Genomic DNA, 16291 nt, shown 5'->3' on the forward strand with positions numbered 1-16291 from the left:
GGAAATCCAATGAAACCCATGCTTGTCCCCAATGGGGGCAGTATCGCCCATCTCGGTGCCACCATCACTGAACAGGGCATCAATTTTGCCGTCTATTCGGAAACTGCCACCAATATCTGGGTGTCGATCTACGACGAACAAGATCAGGAGACAGATCGCTTCGAACTGGACGTCCATCAGGACAATATCCGCGCCGGACTGGTTTCAGGACTGACAGCGGGCACCCGCTACGGGCTACGCGCCGATGGCGAATACAATCCTGATCAAGGTCTATTTTTTGATCCGATGAAGCTATTGGTCGATCCCTATGCCAAGCGGCTGGATCGGACTTTCGTTCGGTCGCCGCGGTTGCGGCTGGACCGAGCGGAGGCGGTAGATACCGGGCCGCTGATCCCCAAGGCAATCGTGGTGGGTGATACTGGGGAAGCCATCATGCCGCGCAAGAAGGCGCCTGGCATGTTCTATGAGATGAATGTGCGTGGCTTTACCATGCGCCACCCCAGTGTTCAGGGCCCGTTGCGTGGCACGATTGCTGGCCTGACGACACAACGCGTTATCGACCACCTAAAGTATATTGGCGTCGACACGCTGCAATTGATGCCCACGGCCGCGTGGATCGACGAAGGACATCTGCCCGAGCTCGGCCTGACCAATGCCTGGGGATACAACCCCGTTGCGTACTCGGCAATTGATCCGCGGTTGGCGCCACGCGGGCCGCATGAATTGCGGCACATGACCGATCTCTATCGCAAGAACGGCATCTCGGTGATCCTTGATGTAGTCTACAATCACACAGGCGAAAGCGACGCCAACGGACCGATGCTCAGCCTGATGGGGCTGGACGCCAAGACCTATTATCGTTTCGTGGAAGTCGACGGGAAGCAGCACCTGGTCAATGATACCGGTACCGGCAATACGCTGCGGTGCGATCATCCCGCCACCCAGCGTCTTATTATCGACAGCCTGCGCTACTGGGTAGAAGAGATGGGCGTTTCCGGTTTCCGCTTTGATTTGGCGACCGTTCTGGCGCGCGATCCGGGCTTCAATCCCAATGCGGAAATGCTCGAGAAGATCAAGGCTGACCCCGTGCTTAGCCAGTGCATTCTGGTCGCAGAACCGTGGGACCCAGGTCCGGGTGGCTATGCGTTGGGTCAGTTCGGGAAGGAATTCAAGGAGCACAACGACACCTATCGTGACGAGGTGCGCGAATTCTGGCGCGGTGAAGACGGCAAGATCGGTGCGCTGGCTGGCAAGGTTGCCGGTTCCGCAGAGATATTTGACTCTGCCGGTCGCAAGCCCAGCCATGGTGTGAATATGCTGGCGGTTCACGACGGGTTCACACTGCGCGATCTGGTGAGCTACACCGACAAGCATAATGAAGCCAATGGCGAGGAAAACCGCGACGGCCACAGCCATAACGCCTCGTGGAATTGTGGCGTTGAAGGCGAGACTGAAGACGAGGCGATCAACATCGCGCGCAAGCGTGATGTGCGAGCCCTGCTCGCAACGCTGTTTCTGTCACGTGGCGTCCCATTGCTGCAGCAGGGCGATGAGATGTATCGCACGCAACAGGGCAATAATAACGCCTATGCGCAGGACAATGAAATCACGTGGCTGGACTGGGAAAATGGCGACGGCGAACTGGTCGACTTCGTCGCAGCGATGAACAAGTTCCGCAAGGAACATCCCGCGCTCACTCACGATCACTTCCTGACAGGTCAGGAAAAGAGCGGTGTGCGAGATGTGGTCTGGTTGCACCCGGATGGCCGCGAAATGAGCGAAGAAGACTGGCAAGCTTCTGGTGGCTCGGTGCTGGGGATGCAATTGCGCAACAAAGAGGACGAAGTCCTTGTGTGGTTCAATCGTCGCTCGGAGCCCGTGGTGGCCCGATTGCCCGAAGGCGAATGGGCTGTCGGCATTGAGTCCGACAATACCGCGCAGTCTGCTCTTGCCGATGGCACGGTAACGCTGACGCCGCGGTCGGTTCTGGCCTTGGTACGCCCCGCAGCAGAAACATGATTGTTGCCCAGCTCAGCGATATTCACGCTGATGGCTCAAGCGCAGCGCTCGATCGTCTTGACCGGGTGCTGGCCTGGCTAAAAACCATAGCGCCTGATGCGATCATTGTTAGCGGTGATCTGGCCGAATATGACCATGATGCCAGCTATCACGCCATCCACACACGGTTGGCTGCGACCGGGTCCCCCTATTTCGTGGTGCCGGGCAATGTTGATGATCATCATGCGCTTTATCAGACGTTTGGTCAGCAAATGGGCTGGGGCGGCGCGCGGCCGTTCAACAGTGTCGGTTTGGTGGGTAACGGGCTCCGGGTTATCGGCCTGGATGTGACGGTTGCTGGCGCGCACCATGGGGACGCTGCGCCGGTGCTCGACTGGCTTGAGGAGGAACTCAATAGCGGTGGTCCACCGGCGCTGATTTTTCAGCATCAACACCCTTTCTTGTGCGGCATTGACGGCAAAGATCACAATATCTGCAGGAACGGGGACAGGTTGGCTGGTGTTATCAACCAAGCCAAAGACCAAGTGCTTGGGCTGACCTGCGGGCATGTCCACCGGCCGATGTTCACACGCTTTGCAGGGTTGCCTGCAACGATGTCTCCCTCAGTGGCGCGGGCCAATCGGCTCAAGCTGGATGGCAGGGAACCTGCGGTCAGCGATCCGCCCGGAATGATGCTGCACCACTGGCACGCAGACGCTCTGGTCAGCCACGTCGTGATGGTGAGCTAATCAATTCTATACCACCGTCATGCCCATGCGGCGGTAAAGGGCAATCGCATGCGTATTCTCGGCCATCACCTTGAGGTCGCAGCTATAGACGCCGCGTTGCCAGAAGCTCCAGAAAGTCTGCTGCAATAGCGTCTCGCCAATCCCCCTGCCTCGCCACGCTGGGACGACAGCGAGATCCTTGATGAAGCCGCTGGTCCAACACTGAGCAATGCCGATAGGCTGACCCCCATCGTCGGCTGCGATAAATACCAGTTCCGGATCGAACTCGCTGTCGCCATTGAGCTGGGGCCACCACGTTCCAAATGAGGCGATTTCGCCCATGCCAGCAGAATAGGCTTCAGTCAGGATCGCGTGCAGGACCTCCGGATCGGTCTGCGCCAGTGACATTTGACGGGTTGGCGCTGCCCACACAGCTGGTTGCTGAGCCCGAGCGAGATCTTTTCTCAGGCGTAACACGCTGTCCATGCAGCCTCCCATCAGTTGACGCAGCTATGTACTACTCGGCGGCTTGCACGTCGGTCAGTCCGCCTGCCTTTTCGATGAAGGCGATAATCTGGTCGAGGCTTTCATGACGCAGTAAATCGGTGAAGACATAAGGACGTCCTTCGCGCACCTTTTGGGTATCTGCTTCCATAACTCCAAGGCTGGCGCCGACATAAGGCGCCAGATCGGTGTGCGTGATGATCAGCAGGTCAGAGCGCGAAATTGCGGGGCCACCTTTGCGCGGGATTTTTTCGCCCTGAGCGACCGAAATGACATAGAGGGTAATGTCGGCCAGGTCTGGTGAAAATGTTGCGGCGAGGTTATCGCCACCGCTTTCGATCAGGATGATGTCGAGATCGGGGAACTTGCTGTTCAGATCGTCGATAGCCGCCAGATTGAGCGAAGCATCCTCGCGGATGGCGGTATGCGGACAGCCACCAGTTTCCACGCCGACAATGCGATCTTCCGAGATGGCCTGTGCACGTGACAGGATCAGGGCGTCTTCACGGGTGTAGATATCGTTGGTGACCACCGCCATGGAGTAGCGGTCCCGCATGGCTTTGAGCAGGTTCTCACACAGGGTGGTCTTACCCGAACCGACGGGGCCGCCAATACCAATGCGCAGGGGACCGTTCAGGGATTTCATAGCAGCCTCATGATGACGAGTGTCAGAAAGCCTGCGCCGAGCATCAGGCAGAGCGGGGAGTAAACGCGACGGTCATTGAACCGGAAGCTGGGTTCAGGGGTCTTGTCTGCCCACCAGGCCGTATAACCAAGGGCGCCGCGGACGAGGAATACTGCTGCCAATGGCAATCCGAGCAGTGTTAGGGGGAATCCGCCGCTGTCGTGGTCGGCCAGGGCCAGCGCAAGTATGCCGGCGAGCAGTGTGGCAATGGCCACGGCTAGGGATGCCATTTTGGGCGGCATGCGCTCAATGTCACGAAAGCCGGCTACGGTCTGGGCCAACAATTTCTCATTGCGGATAGGCCAGGTTTGGCCAACGGACCAGATGAAATGGGCGACCGAGACGGCCAGCAGGGCGATGAACATCAGGGCAGCGATCAGCATGCTCATGAACGAAAAATCCTCGTTGTCTGCGTTTCGTGGGCCATTTGAGCAATATCAGCGGCGTATGCCACTGCGCCAATATCATCGCGTGCGGCATGCTGGCACAGCGTGGCCATGCTGGCGATAATCGGCTCGAGGGTGGCCATGATGGAGAGGCCATCGGTCTGTCCAATGGGCACCAGCCGGACGGCGACTGAGATCTGGCTGTGCACGGTGGCCGTGAGATAGCCAAGCAGCGTGGCCTCGAGATTTATGGCGTGGCCTGCAGCGATAGCGCCCACCGCTATAGGGTATGGACAGGGGTGTGGCAGGTTGTCGAGCACTGGAGTAGGCCATGCCTTTGCGGCGGCAGCGAAAGCGGCGCCGGTAGTGGTGGTTTCCTCGTGCCTTTCACGTGCCGGGGTTAAAGCCAGGCAGAGGTCTGCCAATTCCTGCAACTCGGCAGCATCGGACGCCGCGCGATGGGCATGGGCCAGCAGAATGGCGTCGGTGCGCAAACCGCCATGGGCGAGAACGCCCTCTACCCATTGCTCGGTGGTGCCACGGTCGTGCACAACGCCGTTGGCTATTGCGGTTTCCAAACCCGCAGACCAGGCGAAGGCCCCCACGGGAAAGGCCGGTGAAAGCCAGGTTAGCAGTTTTTGCAGGTCGGAATGGGCTGTCATCGGGCGAGGAGCGCGTGGCCGGTATCGGCATGGCTGTGATAGGCGCCGTGTTCGGCGAAAAACGGTTCGGTGACATCAGTGATGTCGGCGCCAAGTCCCTCCAGCATGGTCTTGAGCACATGATCGCGCTTGATCAGGATGCGGGCCTCTTCGAGCTGGGCCGAGGTATGGCGATTGCCGATATGCCAGGCCAGACGGACCAGATGGGCTGGTGAGCTGGCGCGGATTTGGTAAAGCAGCTCTGGCGCGGCCAAAATGGCGATGATGCGACCATCTTCCAGTTCAAGCGCCCCATTATGTTCAAGGGTGACTGTGGCAGGGAAATCGACCATCACCTCGGTGCCTTCTGCACAGGTCAGCAATTTGCGGCGCAGACGTCGCTCGTCATGGGCGAGAGTTATGCTGTCGATTGGTGCGCCGCGGTCGTGACTGGCGGGCAGGTGCGAAACGGCACGGAGCATAGGGTATTCCTCGGGACGGACCCGGTTTTCAAAGGCTTCCCAACCTTGGCTGGCACCCTAGCGGGTCACGCGTTGATATAGAAGAGCCTGGTGATCCAAGAGAGCTGATAAGCGAGGTGCAGTAGCACGATACCGAGATGAATTTTGCGATCGGCTGTCCAGACGGCGACGCCGCACAGGACTAAACCAACAGGCACCTGAACGTAATAATGGAGCCCGAAAAGCTCCCAATTAGTGGGTCCCTTGAGCAAGGAGTCGATGATGTCAAAAACGAAAGTGGCAGCGAACAGGCCAAAGAACCAGCCGCGTCGCTTCATGAAGAAATCTTCGTAGCCATCATACTCGTAGATCGGGTCTGGAAACAGCAAGGTGGCGAGCAGGAACAGCACGATGGTGTAGACGATCAGAAAAAAGAAGATGCCGAAATGCCAATCGGTGAGCTGAAACAGCGCAAATTGCCACCACCAGAAGTGGATCAGTTCGAGCAGGATCGAGCCAACCCAGAGCAGGTGAATGCTCGACAAGCTGGCGCGATTGGGATGCTGTACCAGCCCGGCTACCCCCATCAGCAGTCGGGTTATCGCAAGGCCGATGACCATGCCCATAACGATTCGGATATGGGGGAATAGTTCGGGGGTGAACGGGGCTTCCATGGATTAGGGGATATCGTTGACTTCGGTGCAGGTGAGAACGGGTTCGGCGTCCTCCGGCATGGTGGCGTCGTAGAGCGCAGCTTCGGCGCCCTTGGTCCACCACACCCATTTGCCGGCCGCATATCGCGCGCCAGAGCCCGAGATCACCGCTGCCATGACCATCGGCTCGGGTTCATCGGCCAGTGGCACAATGGCCAAAAAGTTCGGTGCAGCATTGAGATAGACAACCCTGGTGAACGCTTCGGTAGCGCAGTCATAGCGCACCACGCGCTGTTCAAATTCGCCGGACTGCGTGGTGATGGTCAGTTCGAGACTGGTCTGGGTTGCCAGAGCGGCGCCAGGCAGTAGCAGGGACGCGGTGACGGCGGCGGTAATGAATCGAGCTGACATGACGTGTTCTCCATTTCGGGCGCAGGCGTATCGGCAGCGAGGTTCAGATGGTGTCGACGTGGTCGGGATGGATGATCTCTACACGTGTGGAGAGAACATAGGGTTTGATCGCTTCGCTGAAGGTGGCGATATGGGGCGCTGCCAGATGGCGGTCAAATGTTTCGCGGCTGTCCCATTGTTCAAGACAAACCAGCCGATCTGGGTCTGTGACGCTGGCGTGCAGATCGTAGAGCAGGCAGCCAGGTTCACGCCGCGCTGTATCAATAGCGATATAGGCCGCAGCAACAAAGGCTTCGATGGTTCCCGGCCGAATGCGGAACGTTGCGGCGACGTATATCAAGCCTGATCTCCAATGCGATCCTGAGGCGTTAGTCTGACACTGCCGGCGGCGCCAGACTAGGTAGGGGGATAACAAAAGCGGCGTGCCTGCCAAAATGGTTTGACACTATCCGGCACGCGTCATGAGATAGAGCATGCCGGGGATGGGTCTGTCCCGCTCCTGGCGAATAGGATGTGAGAGCCGCTCGCGAATGGCGAAGCCATGATTGTCCGCCTGTCGTTCAACGTAACGCTGGGGATGCGCAAAGCGACCGCTTGAGCGCAAGACGATTTCCTCGCCCGGTTCGTCCTCTACCGAAAAAACGAAGAGGCCTTTGGCCCCAAGAATCTTCGCAACACTGGCGAATGTGGCTTCCAGTGGCCCGACATAGACGAAGACATCGGCTGCCGTGACCAAATCATAGGGGCCGGCCAGTGCATTGTCGGTAGCCAGAATGTCGCGCGTGTCGCCGGTGCGCAAATGGCGATAGATGCCTCTTTCATGCGCCTTGCGGGTCATTTTGGGGGCGATGTCGATACCGTCCATAGTCGTTACGACGTTCGCGAGCGTCGCGCCGACCAAACCCGTGCCGCACCCTAGATCAAGCATGGTTTTGAAGGGCCCGCGGTCGGCCAGCAAGTCTGCGATGACCTGAGGAATGCGATAGCCCAGCGTATCGGTGAGATGGCCGTCAAACTGATCGGCATAGGTGTCGAACAGGTCCGCCACGTAGCCTGCCGCGCGCCTGTCGGCCTGCCCGGAGAGGGCTGCGAGCATATGGGCGGCGTAGCGATCATAAGGGACGATGGCGAGGGCCGTGGCGAAGCTTTGTCTGGCCAGGTCAGTCTCGCCCAGATCCAGCTGTGCCTTGCCAAGGCCGCGCCAGGCCGCACTTTCCTTGGGTCGCAGCCCCAGCGCCTGCTCAAACAACGCCTTGGCGTCGGCAGGCTGATTGTCGCTCAGACACGCTTCGCCGCGCCTGAGCAGGCTTTCGGCCGATTGTTCTGTCGACATTGTCAGGTCTCCGCAGCGGCCCGTGCTCGGTTGGTCGCTCGCTTGCAACGCTGACTAGAACAGAAAATAGCGCTGCGCCATGGGCAACTCGGTGGCAGGTTCGCAGGTGAGCAATTCACCATCAGCGCGCACCTCATAGGTTTCGGGGTCGACGGCTATCTCGGGCGTCGCCGAATTGTGGACCATGGCAGCTTTGCCGATACCGCTTCGCGTGTTGCTCACAGGCAGCAGCTGCTTGTCGATCCCCAGCTTGTCGCGCAGGCCATCATCATAGGCGGCCTGGGAGACAAACGTGACAGAGGAGCGCGTCAGAAGCTTGCCGAACGACGCGAACATAGGGCGATAGTGCATGGGCTGGGGCGTGGGGATCGACGCATTCGGATCACCCATGGGCGCTGCAGCAATCGAGCCGCCCAGCAGGATCATCTCGGGCTTCACCCCGAAAAAGGCCGGGTGCCACAATACAAGGTCGGCGCGTTTGCCAACGGCGATGGAGCCGATATGCTGGCTCATGCCGTGCGCGATGGCTGGATTGATGGTGTATTTGGCAATGTAGCGTTTGACGCGGAAATTGTCGTTCTCGCCGCTTTCCTCAGACAGGCGTCCGCGCTGGCGCTTCATCTTGTCGGCCGTCTGCCAGGTACGGATCAGCACTTCGCCCACCCGCCCCATGGCTTGGCTATCCGAAGAAATCACCGACAGTGCCCCCATATCGTGAAGGATGTCCTCGGCGGCGATGGTCTCCTTGCGAATGCGGCTTTCAGCAAAAGCCACATCCTCAGGGATCGACTGGTCAAGGTGGTGGCAGACCATGAGCATGTCGAGATGCTCGGCAATGGTATTGACCGTGTAGGGGCGCGTCGGATTGGTCGAGGAGGGGATAACGTTGGGAAGCCCTGCAACGCGCAAAATATCGGGCGCATGGCCGCCACCGGCGCCTTCGGTGTGGAAGGCGTGGATGGTTCGGCCCTTGAAGGCGGCGATGGTGTCTTCGACAAAACCGCTCTCATTGAGCGTGTCGGTGTGGATCATCACCTGCACGTCGTAGTCATCGGCTACGCTAAGGCAATTGTCGATCGCGGCGGGCGTGGTGCCCCAGTCCTCGTGCAATTTGAGGCAGGAAGCACCAGCCAGTACCATTTCAGCAAGCGGCGCGGGCATGGATGCATTGCCCTTGCCGGCCAAAGCCAGGTTCATCGGAAAGCCGTCAAAACTCTCGATCATGCGCTGGATGTGCCAAGCGCCGGTACAAGTGGTCGCCAGTGTCCCGTGAGCGGGGCCGCTGCCGCCGCCCAACATGGTAGTGACGCCGCTCATCAGCGCTTCTTCGATCTGCTGGGGGGCGATGAAATGAATATGGGCGTCCATGCCCCCGGCGGTCAGGATGCGTCCTTCCCCGGCGATAGCCTCGGTGGAGGGGCCGATGATGATGTTGACGCCGGGCTGGGTATCGGGATTGCCTGCCTTGCCGATGGCCGCGATCTTGCCGTCCTTGAGTCCGACGTCTGCCTTGTAGATGCCGGTCGCGTCGACAATCAGGGCATTGGTGATCACCGTATCAACGGCACCTTCTGCACGGGTGCGCTGACTCTGGCCCATGCCGTCGCGTATGACCTTGCCGCCACCAAATTTCACCTCTTCGCCATAGGTGGTGAAGTCGTTCTCCACCTCAATGAACAGCTCGGTATCGGCCAGGCGAACCTTGTCGCCGGTGGTTGGGCCATACATGTCGGCATAGGTGGCGCGCGAGATACGAGCGGGCATGGTGTCCTCGTTCAGATGCAGCCCTAGCTGGGCTTGGCTTGAGTTCGATAATTCTTGAGTGCGGCTTCGATTACCTGATCGAGCAGGGCCGCGCCGGCCTTGGTGGTGTCCTGCTGGGCATTGGTGGAAGCCAGCGACAGGGCAAGAGCCTGCAGCGCATATGCGTGACGCCCCTTTTCTGCGTGGACTGAGCTATTGCCTTCGGCGTCAATCTGCTGGAGGAGGGCAATGATGTCGGCATCGGTCAGGGTCGATTTAAAACCGGCCCAGCTCTGGGTATCTCGAATGGTGCATAGACGATCGGCACCAGAGCCGAGCAGGAACATGGCTTCGCCGTCATCCATGCCAGCGGAGTGCAGGTCGGAAACGACGGCGGTCAGTTCGGCGAGTAGTTCGGTTTCAGCTTCGGTGGTCATGATTGGCTCCATGGGTCTGTTGCGCGCCCTTTTATGGGCATTTGCGGCATCCGCACAGAGTTAGTCGAGCTTCCCCATAATTTGCTGTCGAAAGCCGAAAACGGCGCGATCTCCGCTCAGGGGGATCAGGCGAACTTCACGGGCCTGACCAGGCTCGAAACGCACAGCGGTTCCTGCAGCGATGTCGAGCCGCATGCCGCGGGCCTTTTCACGATCAAAAGACAGCCCCGCATTGGCTTCAAAGAAGTGGTAGTGCGAGCCGATCTGTACTGGGCGGTCTCCGGTGTTGGAAACCTCCAAGGTGATCTGGGCTGCACCAACATTAAGTTCGATATCGCCCGGCTGGGTGATGATTTCGCCTGGGATCATGATGGCCTACCGGATGGGTTCGTGAACGGTGACGAGCTTGGTGCCGTCTGGGAAGGTCGCTTCGACCTGAATGTCGTGGATCATCTCGGCTATGCCGTCCATGACCTGTGCCCGCGTGATGATGTGAGCGCCTGCTTCCATCAATTCCGCGACGGGACGGCCATCGCGGGCGCCCTCGACAACGAAATCTGTGATTAGCGCAATTGCTTCTGGATGGTTGAGCTTGACGCCACGCTCGAGGCGTTTGCGGGCCACTATGGCAGCCATGGCGATCAGCAGTTTGTCTTTTTCACGCGGTGTCAGGTTCATGGCGGGTCCTATAGATGCCAGAGGCGAGGCAATGTGCCGGCGCCAGAGAGCTCAGCCAGAATTGGAACGATCAGGCGCCGTAGCGCAAGACCTGTTTGAGCCAAAGCGCGCACAACTAGGCGTTCCCCATTCGCGCTGGCGGCAATACGACCATCCGTAGGGAGGACTTCGCGCAGGCGCGCCAAGGCGATCGCACCGGCGTCGGCATTGGGCGCGACATGCAGCACAGTGGCAAAAGCCCGCTTACCGGCCAGTAGCGACAGTCCAGCGCGTTCCGCAACAGTGCCGTCCAAGCGGGTGGCTTCAGCGTGGAGCAGTCTGCCACTGCGTCGGACGCGCCAATTGTCGCGCAGCTGGGCATCAAGTGCTAGTTCACCCATTGCGTCGCGACCCAGAAGGATAGCTTCCACGGCAGTCAGGCTGGCGCCAGCGGCCAGATCGATATTGATGCGCCGGTCGAGCTGGCTGCTAGCGAACAAGATCGTTTCCTGTGGCAGCCAGTCGAGATGGGCATTCTTGCCGACATTGAGAGTAGTGCGGACGGTAGCGGGGCCGCCCAGCGATCGGTAGATGCGTTCGCACGCCTGCGTGGTCAACACCGCTTTGCCATTGTCAGCGATATCCGCGGTCCAGTCCATCTGATCGCCGCCGGTCAGGCCTCCAGCGGTGTTGATCAACACTGCTTCGAGTGCATTGCTATGGGTGTGAGGCAGGCGGATCTTGGCGCAGCCATCCTGATAGAGACGATTGATACGGGTGACGTTGTCACCCTGTTTTGTGCTGAGGCGACCGGCGCCACGAGCACGTTGCATCGTATGATGAAAAACGTGATCAGGTGAAATGGATTGTGCAGCAACCAAACTCATATCCGCGCATTTCCCCATCGAGCCAACGCTCTACGACCATAATAAATTAAAGGCTGATAGATATGCGTTTCACCAATATTATTTCCGCTGCTACTCTTGCTGTTGCTCTTGGCGTATCTGGCGCTGCTACGGCGGCTACACTTGTCGGCAACGTGACTGTTACTGACATTGATCTTCCTCGCGTTCAGGCAATGTGTGACCAGATGGTCAGCGCTACTGCCGATGCTGTGGGCGAAGATCTCAGCGAGAACACTGCCAACGATGTCGCGTCCACCGACAGCGACGCCAAGGGCATCGATGATATCACGCTTCAGGACTGCATCGACGCTGGCCTGCTGCCAGAAGACACCGAAGTTCCAGAAATTGAAGTGACGAACTAGTAGCGATACCATTGGTATTGTATGCGCCCGGCTTCGGCCGGGCGTTTCCTGTTTCTAGACCATCAAATGGCGGCGGACATCGGGCAGATCGAGATCGCTGGCGGGGCCGGCGTGCTGGATTTCACCGCGATCCATAACATAGATATCGTCGGCGATTTCCCGGCAGAAGTCGAGGAACTGCTCGACCAACAGAATGGTCATGCCTTTCTCGTCCCGCAGGAATTGAAGGGCCCGACCGATGTCCTTGATGATGGACGGCTGAATGCCTTCAGTCGGCTCGTCGAGCACCAGAACCTTGGGGCGGGTGACGAGTGCGCGGCCAATGGCCAACTGCTGCTGTTGTCCTCCAGAGAGGTCGCCACCGCGCCGGCCCAGCATGGATTTGAGCACCGGAAATAGTTCGAAGATGTATTCAGGGATGTTACGGTCAGAGCGTTTTAGACCCGCAAACCCAGTTTCAAGGTTCTCGCGTACCGTGAGCAGGGGAAATATCTCGCGTCCCTGAGGAACATAACCAATGCCCATACGCGCCCGTTTGTAGGGCGGGGATTTGCGCAGGACGGCATCGCCGAAGCGGATGTCTCCAGCGGAGATATTGTGCACGCCGGTGACGGCGCGCAGTGTCGATGACTTGCCCACGCCATTGCGGCCCAGGACAGCGGTGATACGTCCCGGCTTGCACTCAATGGAAACAGATTTAAGCGCCTGCGCCGCGCCGTAGTGCAGGTCGATCGTGTCGATGGAAAGCGCGGTGCTCATCGTCCCAGATACCTCTCGATGACAACCGGATTGGCGCTGACCTGATCAAGTGTGCCCTCCGCCAGAACCGAGCCCTCGGCGAGGCATGTGACACGCGAGCCAAGCTCACGCACAAAGCTCATATCGTGTTCGACCACTACTACCGAGCGGGTTTTGGCAATTTCGCGCAGCAGTTTAGCCGTTTCGACGGTCTCGGCGTCCGTCATGCCCGCCACCGGTTCGTCGACCAGAAGCAGCTTGGGGTCCTGAGCCAACAGCATGCCAATTTCGAGCCACTGTTTCTGGCCATGGCTAAGGTCGGCAGCCAGTTCATCCTTACGTGGGAGCAGGCGGACCGTTTCGAGAATTTCCGTGATGCGCGCAATATCGGGATCGTCAGCGCTGTAGAACAGTGTAGCAAAGACACCGCGGGGCTTTTTCAAGGCCATCTCGATATTGTCCCAGACTGTCTGGCTTTCGAATACCGTCGGTTTCTGAAACTTGCGACCAATGCCCAGATTGGCAATGGCGGCCTCGTCGAGCTTGGTCAGATCGGTGCGGCCGTCAAACAGTACCTGGCCATCATCGGGGCGGGTCTTGCCGGTGATGATGTCCATCATAGTGGTCTTGCCCGCGCCATTAGGGCCGATTATCGCCAGCATTTCAGCGGGGTGGACGATGATGGACAGATTGTTGATGGCCTTGAAGCCATCAAAGGCCACTGAGACGCCGTCGAGATAGAGCATGGTGTCAGAATTTTCGGCAGTTCCAGCCATGACTTACTCCGCCGGCTTGGGTTCGGGGTCGACGCCAGCTTCGACCTGCATGGGGGTGGGTGCATCGCGGTCGTGCTGTTCGCGCTTGGTCGTGGCCGCGCGATATTGGCCGATCAGGCCGACAATACCCTTTGGTAGAAACAGCGTGGTGACGACAAACAGTGCGCCCAGGGCAAACAGCCAGTACTCGGGAAATGCACCGGTGAAATAGGATTTGCCGACATTGACCAGAATGCCGCCCAGGATGGGGCCGACAATGGTCCCGCGACCGCCCACGGCAGTCCAGATGACCACTTCAATGGAATTGGCAGGCTCGAATTCGGAAGGGTTGATGATGCCGACCTGGGGTACGTAAAGTGCCCCGGCAATGCCGGCGATGATCGCCGAAACGACAAAGGCGAAGAGTTTGACGTATTCGACGCGATAGCCAAGGAAGCGGGTGCGGCTTTCTGCGTCACGCACGGCGACCATGACCTTGCCGAGCTTGGAATTGACGATCATTGAACAGACCAGGACGGCAAGGGCCAGCGCAATTGCGGACGCCGCAAACAGCGCTGAGCGGGTGCCGGTATCCTGCACGGAGGCGCCCAGAATGTCCTTGAAATCGGTCAGGCCGTTATTGCCGCCGAAGCCCATATCGTTGCGGAAAAAGGCCAGCAGCAGGGCATAGGTCATGGCCTGGGTGATGATGGAAAGATAGACGCCGGTTACGCGGCTGCGGAAGGCCAGAAAACCGAAGACAAAGGCGAGCAGGCCGGGGACCACGATAACCATCAGCATGGCGAACCAGAAATTGTCCATGCCGTACCAATACCAGGGCAGCTCCTTCCAGTTCAGGAAGACCATGAAGTCAGGCAGGATCGGATTGGCATAGACGCCGCGGGTGCCGATCTGGCGCATCAGATACATGCCCATGGCGTAGCCGCCGATGGCAAAGAAGGCGCCGTGGCCCAGCGAGAGAATGCCGCAATAGCCCCAGACCAGATCCAGCGCGAGGGCCAGCATGGCAAAAGTCAGGTACTTGCCGAGCAGGGGAATGGCATAATTGGGCAGATGCAGCGGATGCCCGTCAGGTAGCACCAGATTTGACAGGGGCACCAGAATTGCTACCAGCAGAAGAATGGCAACCAGCCAAATGGCCTTCTTGTCCAGAGCGCGGAACAGAGCCTGGGTAATCATGCTTCGACAGACCTTCCCTTGAGCGCGAAGAGCCCGCGGGGACGGCGCTGAATGAACAGGATGATGAGAACAAGAATGATGATCTTGCCCAGCACTGCGCCCGCATAGGGCTCAATGAACTTGTTGGCGATACCCAGCGTCAGCGCGCCGACAAAGGTGCCCCACAGATTGCCCACCCCGCCAAAGACCACAACCATGAAGCTGTCGATGATGTAGCCCTGACCCAGATTGGGCGAGACATTGCCGATCTGGCTGAGGGCTACGCCGGCCAGACCCGCTACGCCCGAGCCCAAACCAAAGGTCAGTGCATCGACCAGCGGCGTGCGGATGCCCATGGCCGAAGCCATGCGCCGGTTCTGGGTGACGGCCCGCATATGGAGGCCGATGGCTGTGTATTTGAGCACCAGCAAGAGGGCGGCGAAGACCATGGCGGCGAAAATCACGATGTAGAAGCGGTTCCAGGTGATGGCGAGGCCGCCCAGATCGAAGGAGCCTGACATCCAGGTCGGGTTGCCGACTTCGCGGATATTGGCGCTGAAAATGGTCTGCACGCCCTGCTGGATGATCAGCGACAGGCCCCAGGTGGCCAACAGAGTTTCAAGTGGACGGCCATAGAGAAAGCGAATGACACCGCGTTCAATGATGATGCCGATCAGACCGGTGACGAGAAAGGCCAGGGGAAGGGCAATGGCCAGTGACCAGTCAAAAAGGCCAGGATAATTCTGGCGAATTATCTCCTGCACCACAAATGTGGTGTAGGCGCCGAGCATGACCATTTCGCCATGGGCCATGTTGATAACGCCCATCACACCGAAGGTGATGGCCAGTCCAATAGCCGCGAGCAGCAGTACCGAGCCCAGCGAGACACCAAACCAGACGTTTTGGGCAACATCCCACGCAGCCTGATCGCGGGCCAACCCTTCAAGGGCGGCGGCAATGGCGGGCTGCACTTCGGCTGGTGCGCCTGCTTGCGCGGTGGTCAGCATGTTGAGTGCGTCACGCCCGCCAATGGCGCGCACTGTCGGCACCGCGGCTTGCCAGTCCTCCAGCGTTGCGTTGGGCGATTTAAGAATGATGGCAGCCCGGGCCTGTCGCATGACACGCTCGATGTCTGTGCTGGTTTCGGCGGCGATCGCGCTATCGAGCAGTTCGAGATTGTCGGGATCCGCATCGCGCAGGATGGACTGCGCAGCAGCGAGGCGGACATCATTTTTCTGGCTGAGCAGGGTCATCTGACCGATGGCGGTGCGCAATGTGCGGCGCAGGCTGTTGTTGACCTTTACCTTGTCGAGCTTGACGTCCGCCAGGGTTGGCAGTTCTTCGCCGGTGACCGGATCGGAGCGAACACCTTTGCCACCAGACTGCGCAGTGAAGACGGTCTTGCCGGTGGCTTCATCAACATAAAGTTCGCCTTCAAGCAGAACCCGAAGGACCGGGACGGCTCGGGGATCACCACTGGCAACAAGCGCATCGATTGCGGTGGCGCGGTCTTTGAAGCTGCCCGGTGCCAAGGCATCGATCAGCGGTGTCAGCTCGGCGTCAGCGATCTGCGCCTGTGCACCTGATGAAATTCCAAGGGAAAGAACAAGGAAGAGCGCGATCGTCCGGAGTAATCTGATTGCGTTCATCGTTGGCCTCTGGCGTCTCGTTCGGGGGTGGACGAGGGCGGTCAAGCCGCCCTCGCCAATGGTGTG

The 16291-nt window shown here is 59.1% G+C and carries 21 protein-coding genes; 3 read left to right on the forward strand and 18 right to left on the reverse strand.

Translation table 11 applies throughout. The features are described 5' to 3' along the window. Positions 1-9 precede the first annotated feature (9 nt). On the forward strand, positions 10-2019 hold the full coding sequence (glgX, locus tag KD146_RS03050) for a glycogen debranching protein GlgX (RefSeq protein ID WP_249327566.1): 2010 nt from the start codon (positions 10-12) through the stop codon (positions 2017-2019). Beyond that, positions 2016-2747, forward strand: a complete 732-nt coding sequence (locus tag KD146_RS03055; protein ID WP_212657273.1) for a metallophosphoesterase — start codon at positions 2016-2018, stop codon at positions 2745-2747. The genes glgX and KD146_RS03055 overlap by 4 nt, the downstream gene beginning before the upstream one ends. A 6-nt stretch (positions 2748-2753) precedes the next feature. Here KD146_RS03055 and KD146_RS03060 read toward each other — a convergent pair whose 3' ends face one another. The 14 genes from KD146_RS03060 to KD146_RS03125 all read right to left on the reverse strand — a co-directional run bounded on the left by KD146_RS03060 (position 2754) and on the right by KD146_RS03125 (position 11470). Next, entirely contained in the window at positions 2754-3134 is a 381-nt protein-coding gene (locus KD146_RS03060) for a GNAT family N-acetyltransferase (RefSeq protein WP_212657274.1), read from the reverse strand. A gap of 109 nt (positions 3135-3243) precedes the next feature. Then, positions 3244-3876 carry an urease accessory protein UreG gene (gene ureG / locus KD146_RS03065; RefSeq protein WP_212657275.1) on the reverse strand — a complete coding sequence of 211 codons (633 nt, stop codon included), beginning with the start codon at positions 3874-3876 and terminating at the stop codon, positions 3244-3246. Continuing rightward, entirely contained in the window at positions 3873-4304 is a 432-nt protein-coding gene (locus KD146_RS03070; RefSeq protein ID WP_212657276.1) for a DUF3995 domain-containing protein, read from the reverse strand. The genes ureG and KD146_RS03070 overlap by 4 nt, the downstream gene beginning before the upstream one ends. Next, positions 4301-4963 carry an urease accessory protein UreF gene (locus KD146_RS03075; protein WP_212657277.1) on the reverse strand — a complete coding sequence of 221 codons (663 nt, stop codon included), beginning with the start codon at positions 4961-4963 and terminating at the stop codon, positions 4301-4303. Before KD146_RS03075 ends, KD146_RS03070 begins: the two co-directional genes overlap by 4 nt. Beyond that, the gene (locus KD146_RS03080; protein WP_212657278.1) at positions 4960-5424 is read right to left on the reverse strand and encodes an urease accessory protein UreE; all 465 of its coding nucleotides are present in this window, start codon (positions 5422-5424) and stop codon (positions 4960-4962) included. The genes KD146_RS03075 and KD146_RS03080 overlap by 4 nt, the downstream gene beginning before the upstream one ends. Positions 5425-5489: 65 nt before the next feature. Next, on the reverse strand, positions 5490-6077 hold the full coding sequence (locus KD146_RS03085; protein WP_212657279.1) for a hypothetical protein: 588 nt from the start codon (positions 6075-6077) through the stop codon (positions 5490-5492). 3 nt (positions 6078-6080) lie between these two features. Then, on the reverse strand, positions 6081-6467 hold the full coding sequence (locus KD146_RS03090; RefSeq protein ID WP_212657280.1) for an MliC family protein: 387 nt from the start codon (positions 6465-6467) through the stop codon (positions 6081-6083). 43 nt (positions 6468-6510) lie between these two features. Beyond that, entirely contained in the window at positions 6511-6807 is a 297-nt protein-coding gene (locus KD146_RS03095; RefSeq protein WP_212657281.1) for a putative quinol monooxygenase, read from the reverse strand. Positions 6808-6912: 105 nt separating this feature from the next. After that, a complete protein-coding gene (locus KD146_RS03100; protein WP_212657282.1) occupies positions 6913-7800 on the reverse strand; it encodes a class I SAM-dependent DNA methyltransferase in 888 nt (295 codons plus the stop codon). A gap of 54 nt (positions 7801-7854) precedes the next feature. After that, positions 7855-9564 (reverse strand): urease subunit alpha, encoded by a 1710-nt coding sequence (gene ureC, locus KD146_RS03105; RefSeq protein WP_212657283.1) that lies wholly within the window; start codon positions 9562-9564, stop codon positions 7855-7857. Between the two features lie 23 nt (positions 9565-9587). Continuing rightward, entirely contained in the window at positions 9588-9980 is a 393-nt protein-coding gene (locus KD146_RS03110; RefSeq protein ID WP_212657284.1) for a hypothetical protein, read from the reverse strand. Positions 9981-10040: 60 nt separating this feature from the next. Further along, positions 10041-10349 (reverse strand): urease subunit beta, encoded by a 309-nt coding sequence (locus tag KD146_RS03115; protein ID WP_212657285.1) that lies wholly within the window; start codon positions 10347-10349, stop codon positions 10041-10043. Between the two features lie 6 nt (positions 10350-10355). Then, positions 10356-10658: an urease subunit gamma gene (locus KD146_RS03120; RefSeq protein WP_212657286.1), complete on the reverse strand. Its 303-nt coding sequence runs from the start codon at positions 10656-10658 to the stop codon at positions 10356-10358. 8 nt (positions 10659-10666) lie between these two features. After that, on the reverse strand, positions 10667-11470 hold the full coding sequence (locus KD146_RS03125) for an urease accessory protein UreD (RefSeq protein ID WP_249327567.1): 804 nt from the start codon (positions 11468-11470) through the stop codon (positions 10667-10669). A gap of 116 nt (positions 11471-11586) precedes the next feature. Here KD146_RS03125 and KD146_RS03130 point away from each other — a divergent pair, with 116 nt between their 5' ends. After that, on the forward strand, positions 11587-11904 hold the full coding sequence (locus tag KD146_RS03130; RefSeq protein ID WP_212657288.1) for a hypothetical protein: 318 nt from the start codon (positions 11587-11589) through the stop codon (positions 11902-11904). A gap of 54 nt (positions 11905-11958) precedes the next feature. Here the strand turns inward: KD146_RS03130 and urtE are convergent, their stop codons facing one another. Genes urtE through urtB form a run of 4 tightly spaced genes read right to left on the reverse strand, consistent with a single transcriptional unit; the run spans position 11959 to position 16225 of the window. Beyond that, the gene (gene urtE, locus KD146_RS03135) at positions 11959-12663 is read right to left on the reverse strand and encodes an urea ABC transporter ATP-binding subunit UrtE (RefSeq protein WP_212657289.1); all 705 of its coding nucleotides are present in this window, start codon (positions 12661-12663) and stop codon (positions 11959-11961) included. Continuing rightward, positions 12660-13418: an urea ABC transporter ATP-binding protein UrtD gene (urtD, locus tag KD146_RS03140; RefSeq protein ID WP_212657290.1), complete on the reverse strand. Its 759-nt coding sequence runs from the start codon at positions 13416-13418 to the stop codon at positions 12660-12662. Before urtD ends, urtE begins: the two co-directional genes overlap by 4 nt. 3 nt (positions 13419-13421) lie before the next feature. Next, positions 13422-14597, reverse strand: a complete 1176-nt coding sequence (gene urtC / locus KD146_RS03145) for an urea ABC transporter permease subunit UrtC (protein ID WP_212657291.1) — start codon at positions 14595-14597, stop codon at positions 13422-13424. Then, positions 14594-16225 (reverse strand): urea ABC transporter permease subunit UrtB, encoded by a 1632-nt coding sequence (gene urtB, locus KD146_RS03150; RefSeq protein WP_212657292.1) that lies wholly within the window; start codon positions 16223-16225, stop codon positions 14594-14596. Before urtB ends, urtC begins: the two co-directional genes overlap by 4 nt. Positions 16226-16291 lie beyond the last annotated feature (66 nt).

This window comes from Devosia litorisediminis (assembly GCF_018334155.1).
GTDB classification, from domain to species: Bacteria; Pseudomonadota; Alphaproteobacteria; order Rhizobiales; family Devosiaceae; genus Devosia; species Devosia litorisediminis.

Bases quoted from the DNA above. Each gene is read 5' to 3' on its own strand.
- glgX (WP_249327566.1), top strand. From the start codon at position 10: ATGAAACCCATGCTTGTCCCCAATGGGGGCAGTATCGCCCATCTCGGT.
- KD146_RS03055 (WP_212657273.1), top strand. From the start codon at position 2,016: ATGATTGTTGCCCAGCTCAGCGATATTCACGCTGATGGCTCAAGCGCA.
- KD146_RS03060 (WP_212657274.1), bottom strand. From the start codon at position 3,134: ATGTCACTGGCGCAGACCGATCCGGAGGTCCTGCACGCGATCCTGACT.
- ureG (WP_212657275.1), bottom strand. From the start codon at position 3,876: ATGAAATCCCTGAACGGTCCCCTGCGCATTGGTATTGGCGGCCCCGTC.
- KD146_RS03070 (WP_212657276.1), bottom strand. From the start codon at position 4,304: ATGAGCATGCTGATCGCTGCCCTGATGTTCATCGCCCTGCTGGCCGTC.
- KD146_RS03075 (WP_212657277.1), bottom strand. From the start codon at position 4,963: ATGACAGCCCATTCCGACCTGCAAAAACTGCTAACCTGGCTTTCACCG.
- KD146_RS03080 (WP_212657278.1), bottom strand. From the start codon at position 5,424: ATGCTCCGTGCCGTTTCGCACCTGCCCGCCAGTCACGACCGCGGCGCA.
- KD146_RS03085 (WP_212657279.1), bottom strand. From the start codon at position 6,077: ATGGAAGCCCCGTTCACCCCCGAACTATTCCCCCATATCCGAATCGTT.
- KD146_RS03090 (WP_212657280.1), bottom strand. From the start codon at position 6,467: ATGTCAGCTCGATTCATTACCGCCGCCGTCACCGCGTCCCTGCTACTG.
- KD146_RS03100 (WP_212657282.1), bottom strand. From the start codon at position 7,800: ATGTCGACAGAACAATCGGCCGAAAGCCTGCTCAGGCGCGGCGAAGCG.
- ureC (WP_212657283.1), bottom strand. From the start codon at position 9,564: ATGCCCGCTCGTATCTCGCGCGCCACCTATGCCGACATGTATGGCCCA.
- KD146_RS03110 (WP_212657284.1), bottom strand. From the start codon at position 9,980: ATGACCACCGAAGCTGAAACCGAACTACTCGCCGAACTGACCGCCGTC.
- KD146_RS03115 (WP_212657285.1), bottom strand. From the start codon at position 10,349: ATGATCCCAGGCGAAATCATCACCCAGCCGGGCGATATCGAACTTAAT.
- KD146_RS03120 (WP_212657286.1), bottom strand. From the start codon at position 10,658: ATGAACCTGACACCGCGTGAAAAAGACAAACTGCTGATCGCCATGGCT.
- KD146_RS03125 (WP_249327567.1), bottom strand. From the start codon at position 11,470: ATGCAACGTGCTCGTGGCGCCGGTCGCCTCAGCACAAAACAGGGTGAC.
- KD146_RS03130 (WP_212657288.1), top strand. From the start codon at position 11,587: ATGCGTTTCACCAATATTATTTCCGCTGCTACTCTTGCTGTTGCTCTT.
- urtE (WP_212657289.1), bottom strand. From the start codon at position 12,663: ATGAGCACCGCGCTTTCCATCGACACGATCGACCTGCACTACGGCGCG.
- urtD (WP_212657290.1), bottom strand. From the start codon at position 13,418: ATGGCTGGAACTGCCGAAAATTCTGACACCATGCTCTATCTCGACGGC.
- urtC (WP_212657291.1), bottom strand. From the start codon at position 14,597: ATGATTACCCAGGCTCTGTTCCGCGCTCTGGACAAGAAGGCCATTTGG.
- urtB (WP_212657292.1), bottom strand. From the start codon at position 16,225: ATGAACGCAATCAGATTACTCCGGACGATCGCGCTCTTCCTTGTTCTT.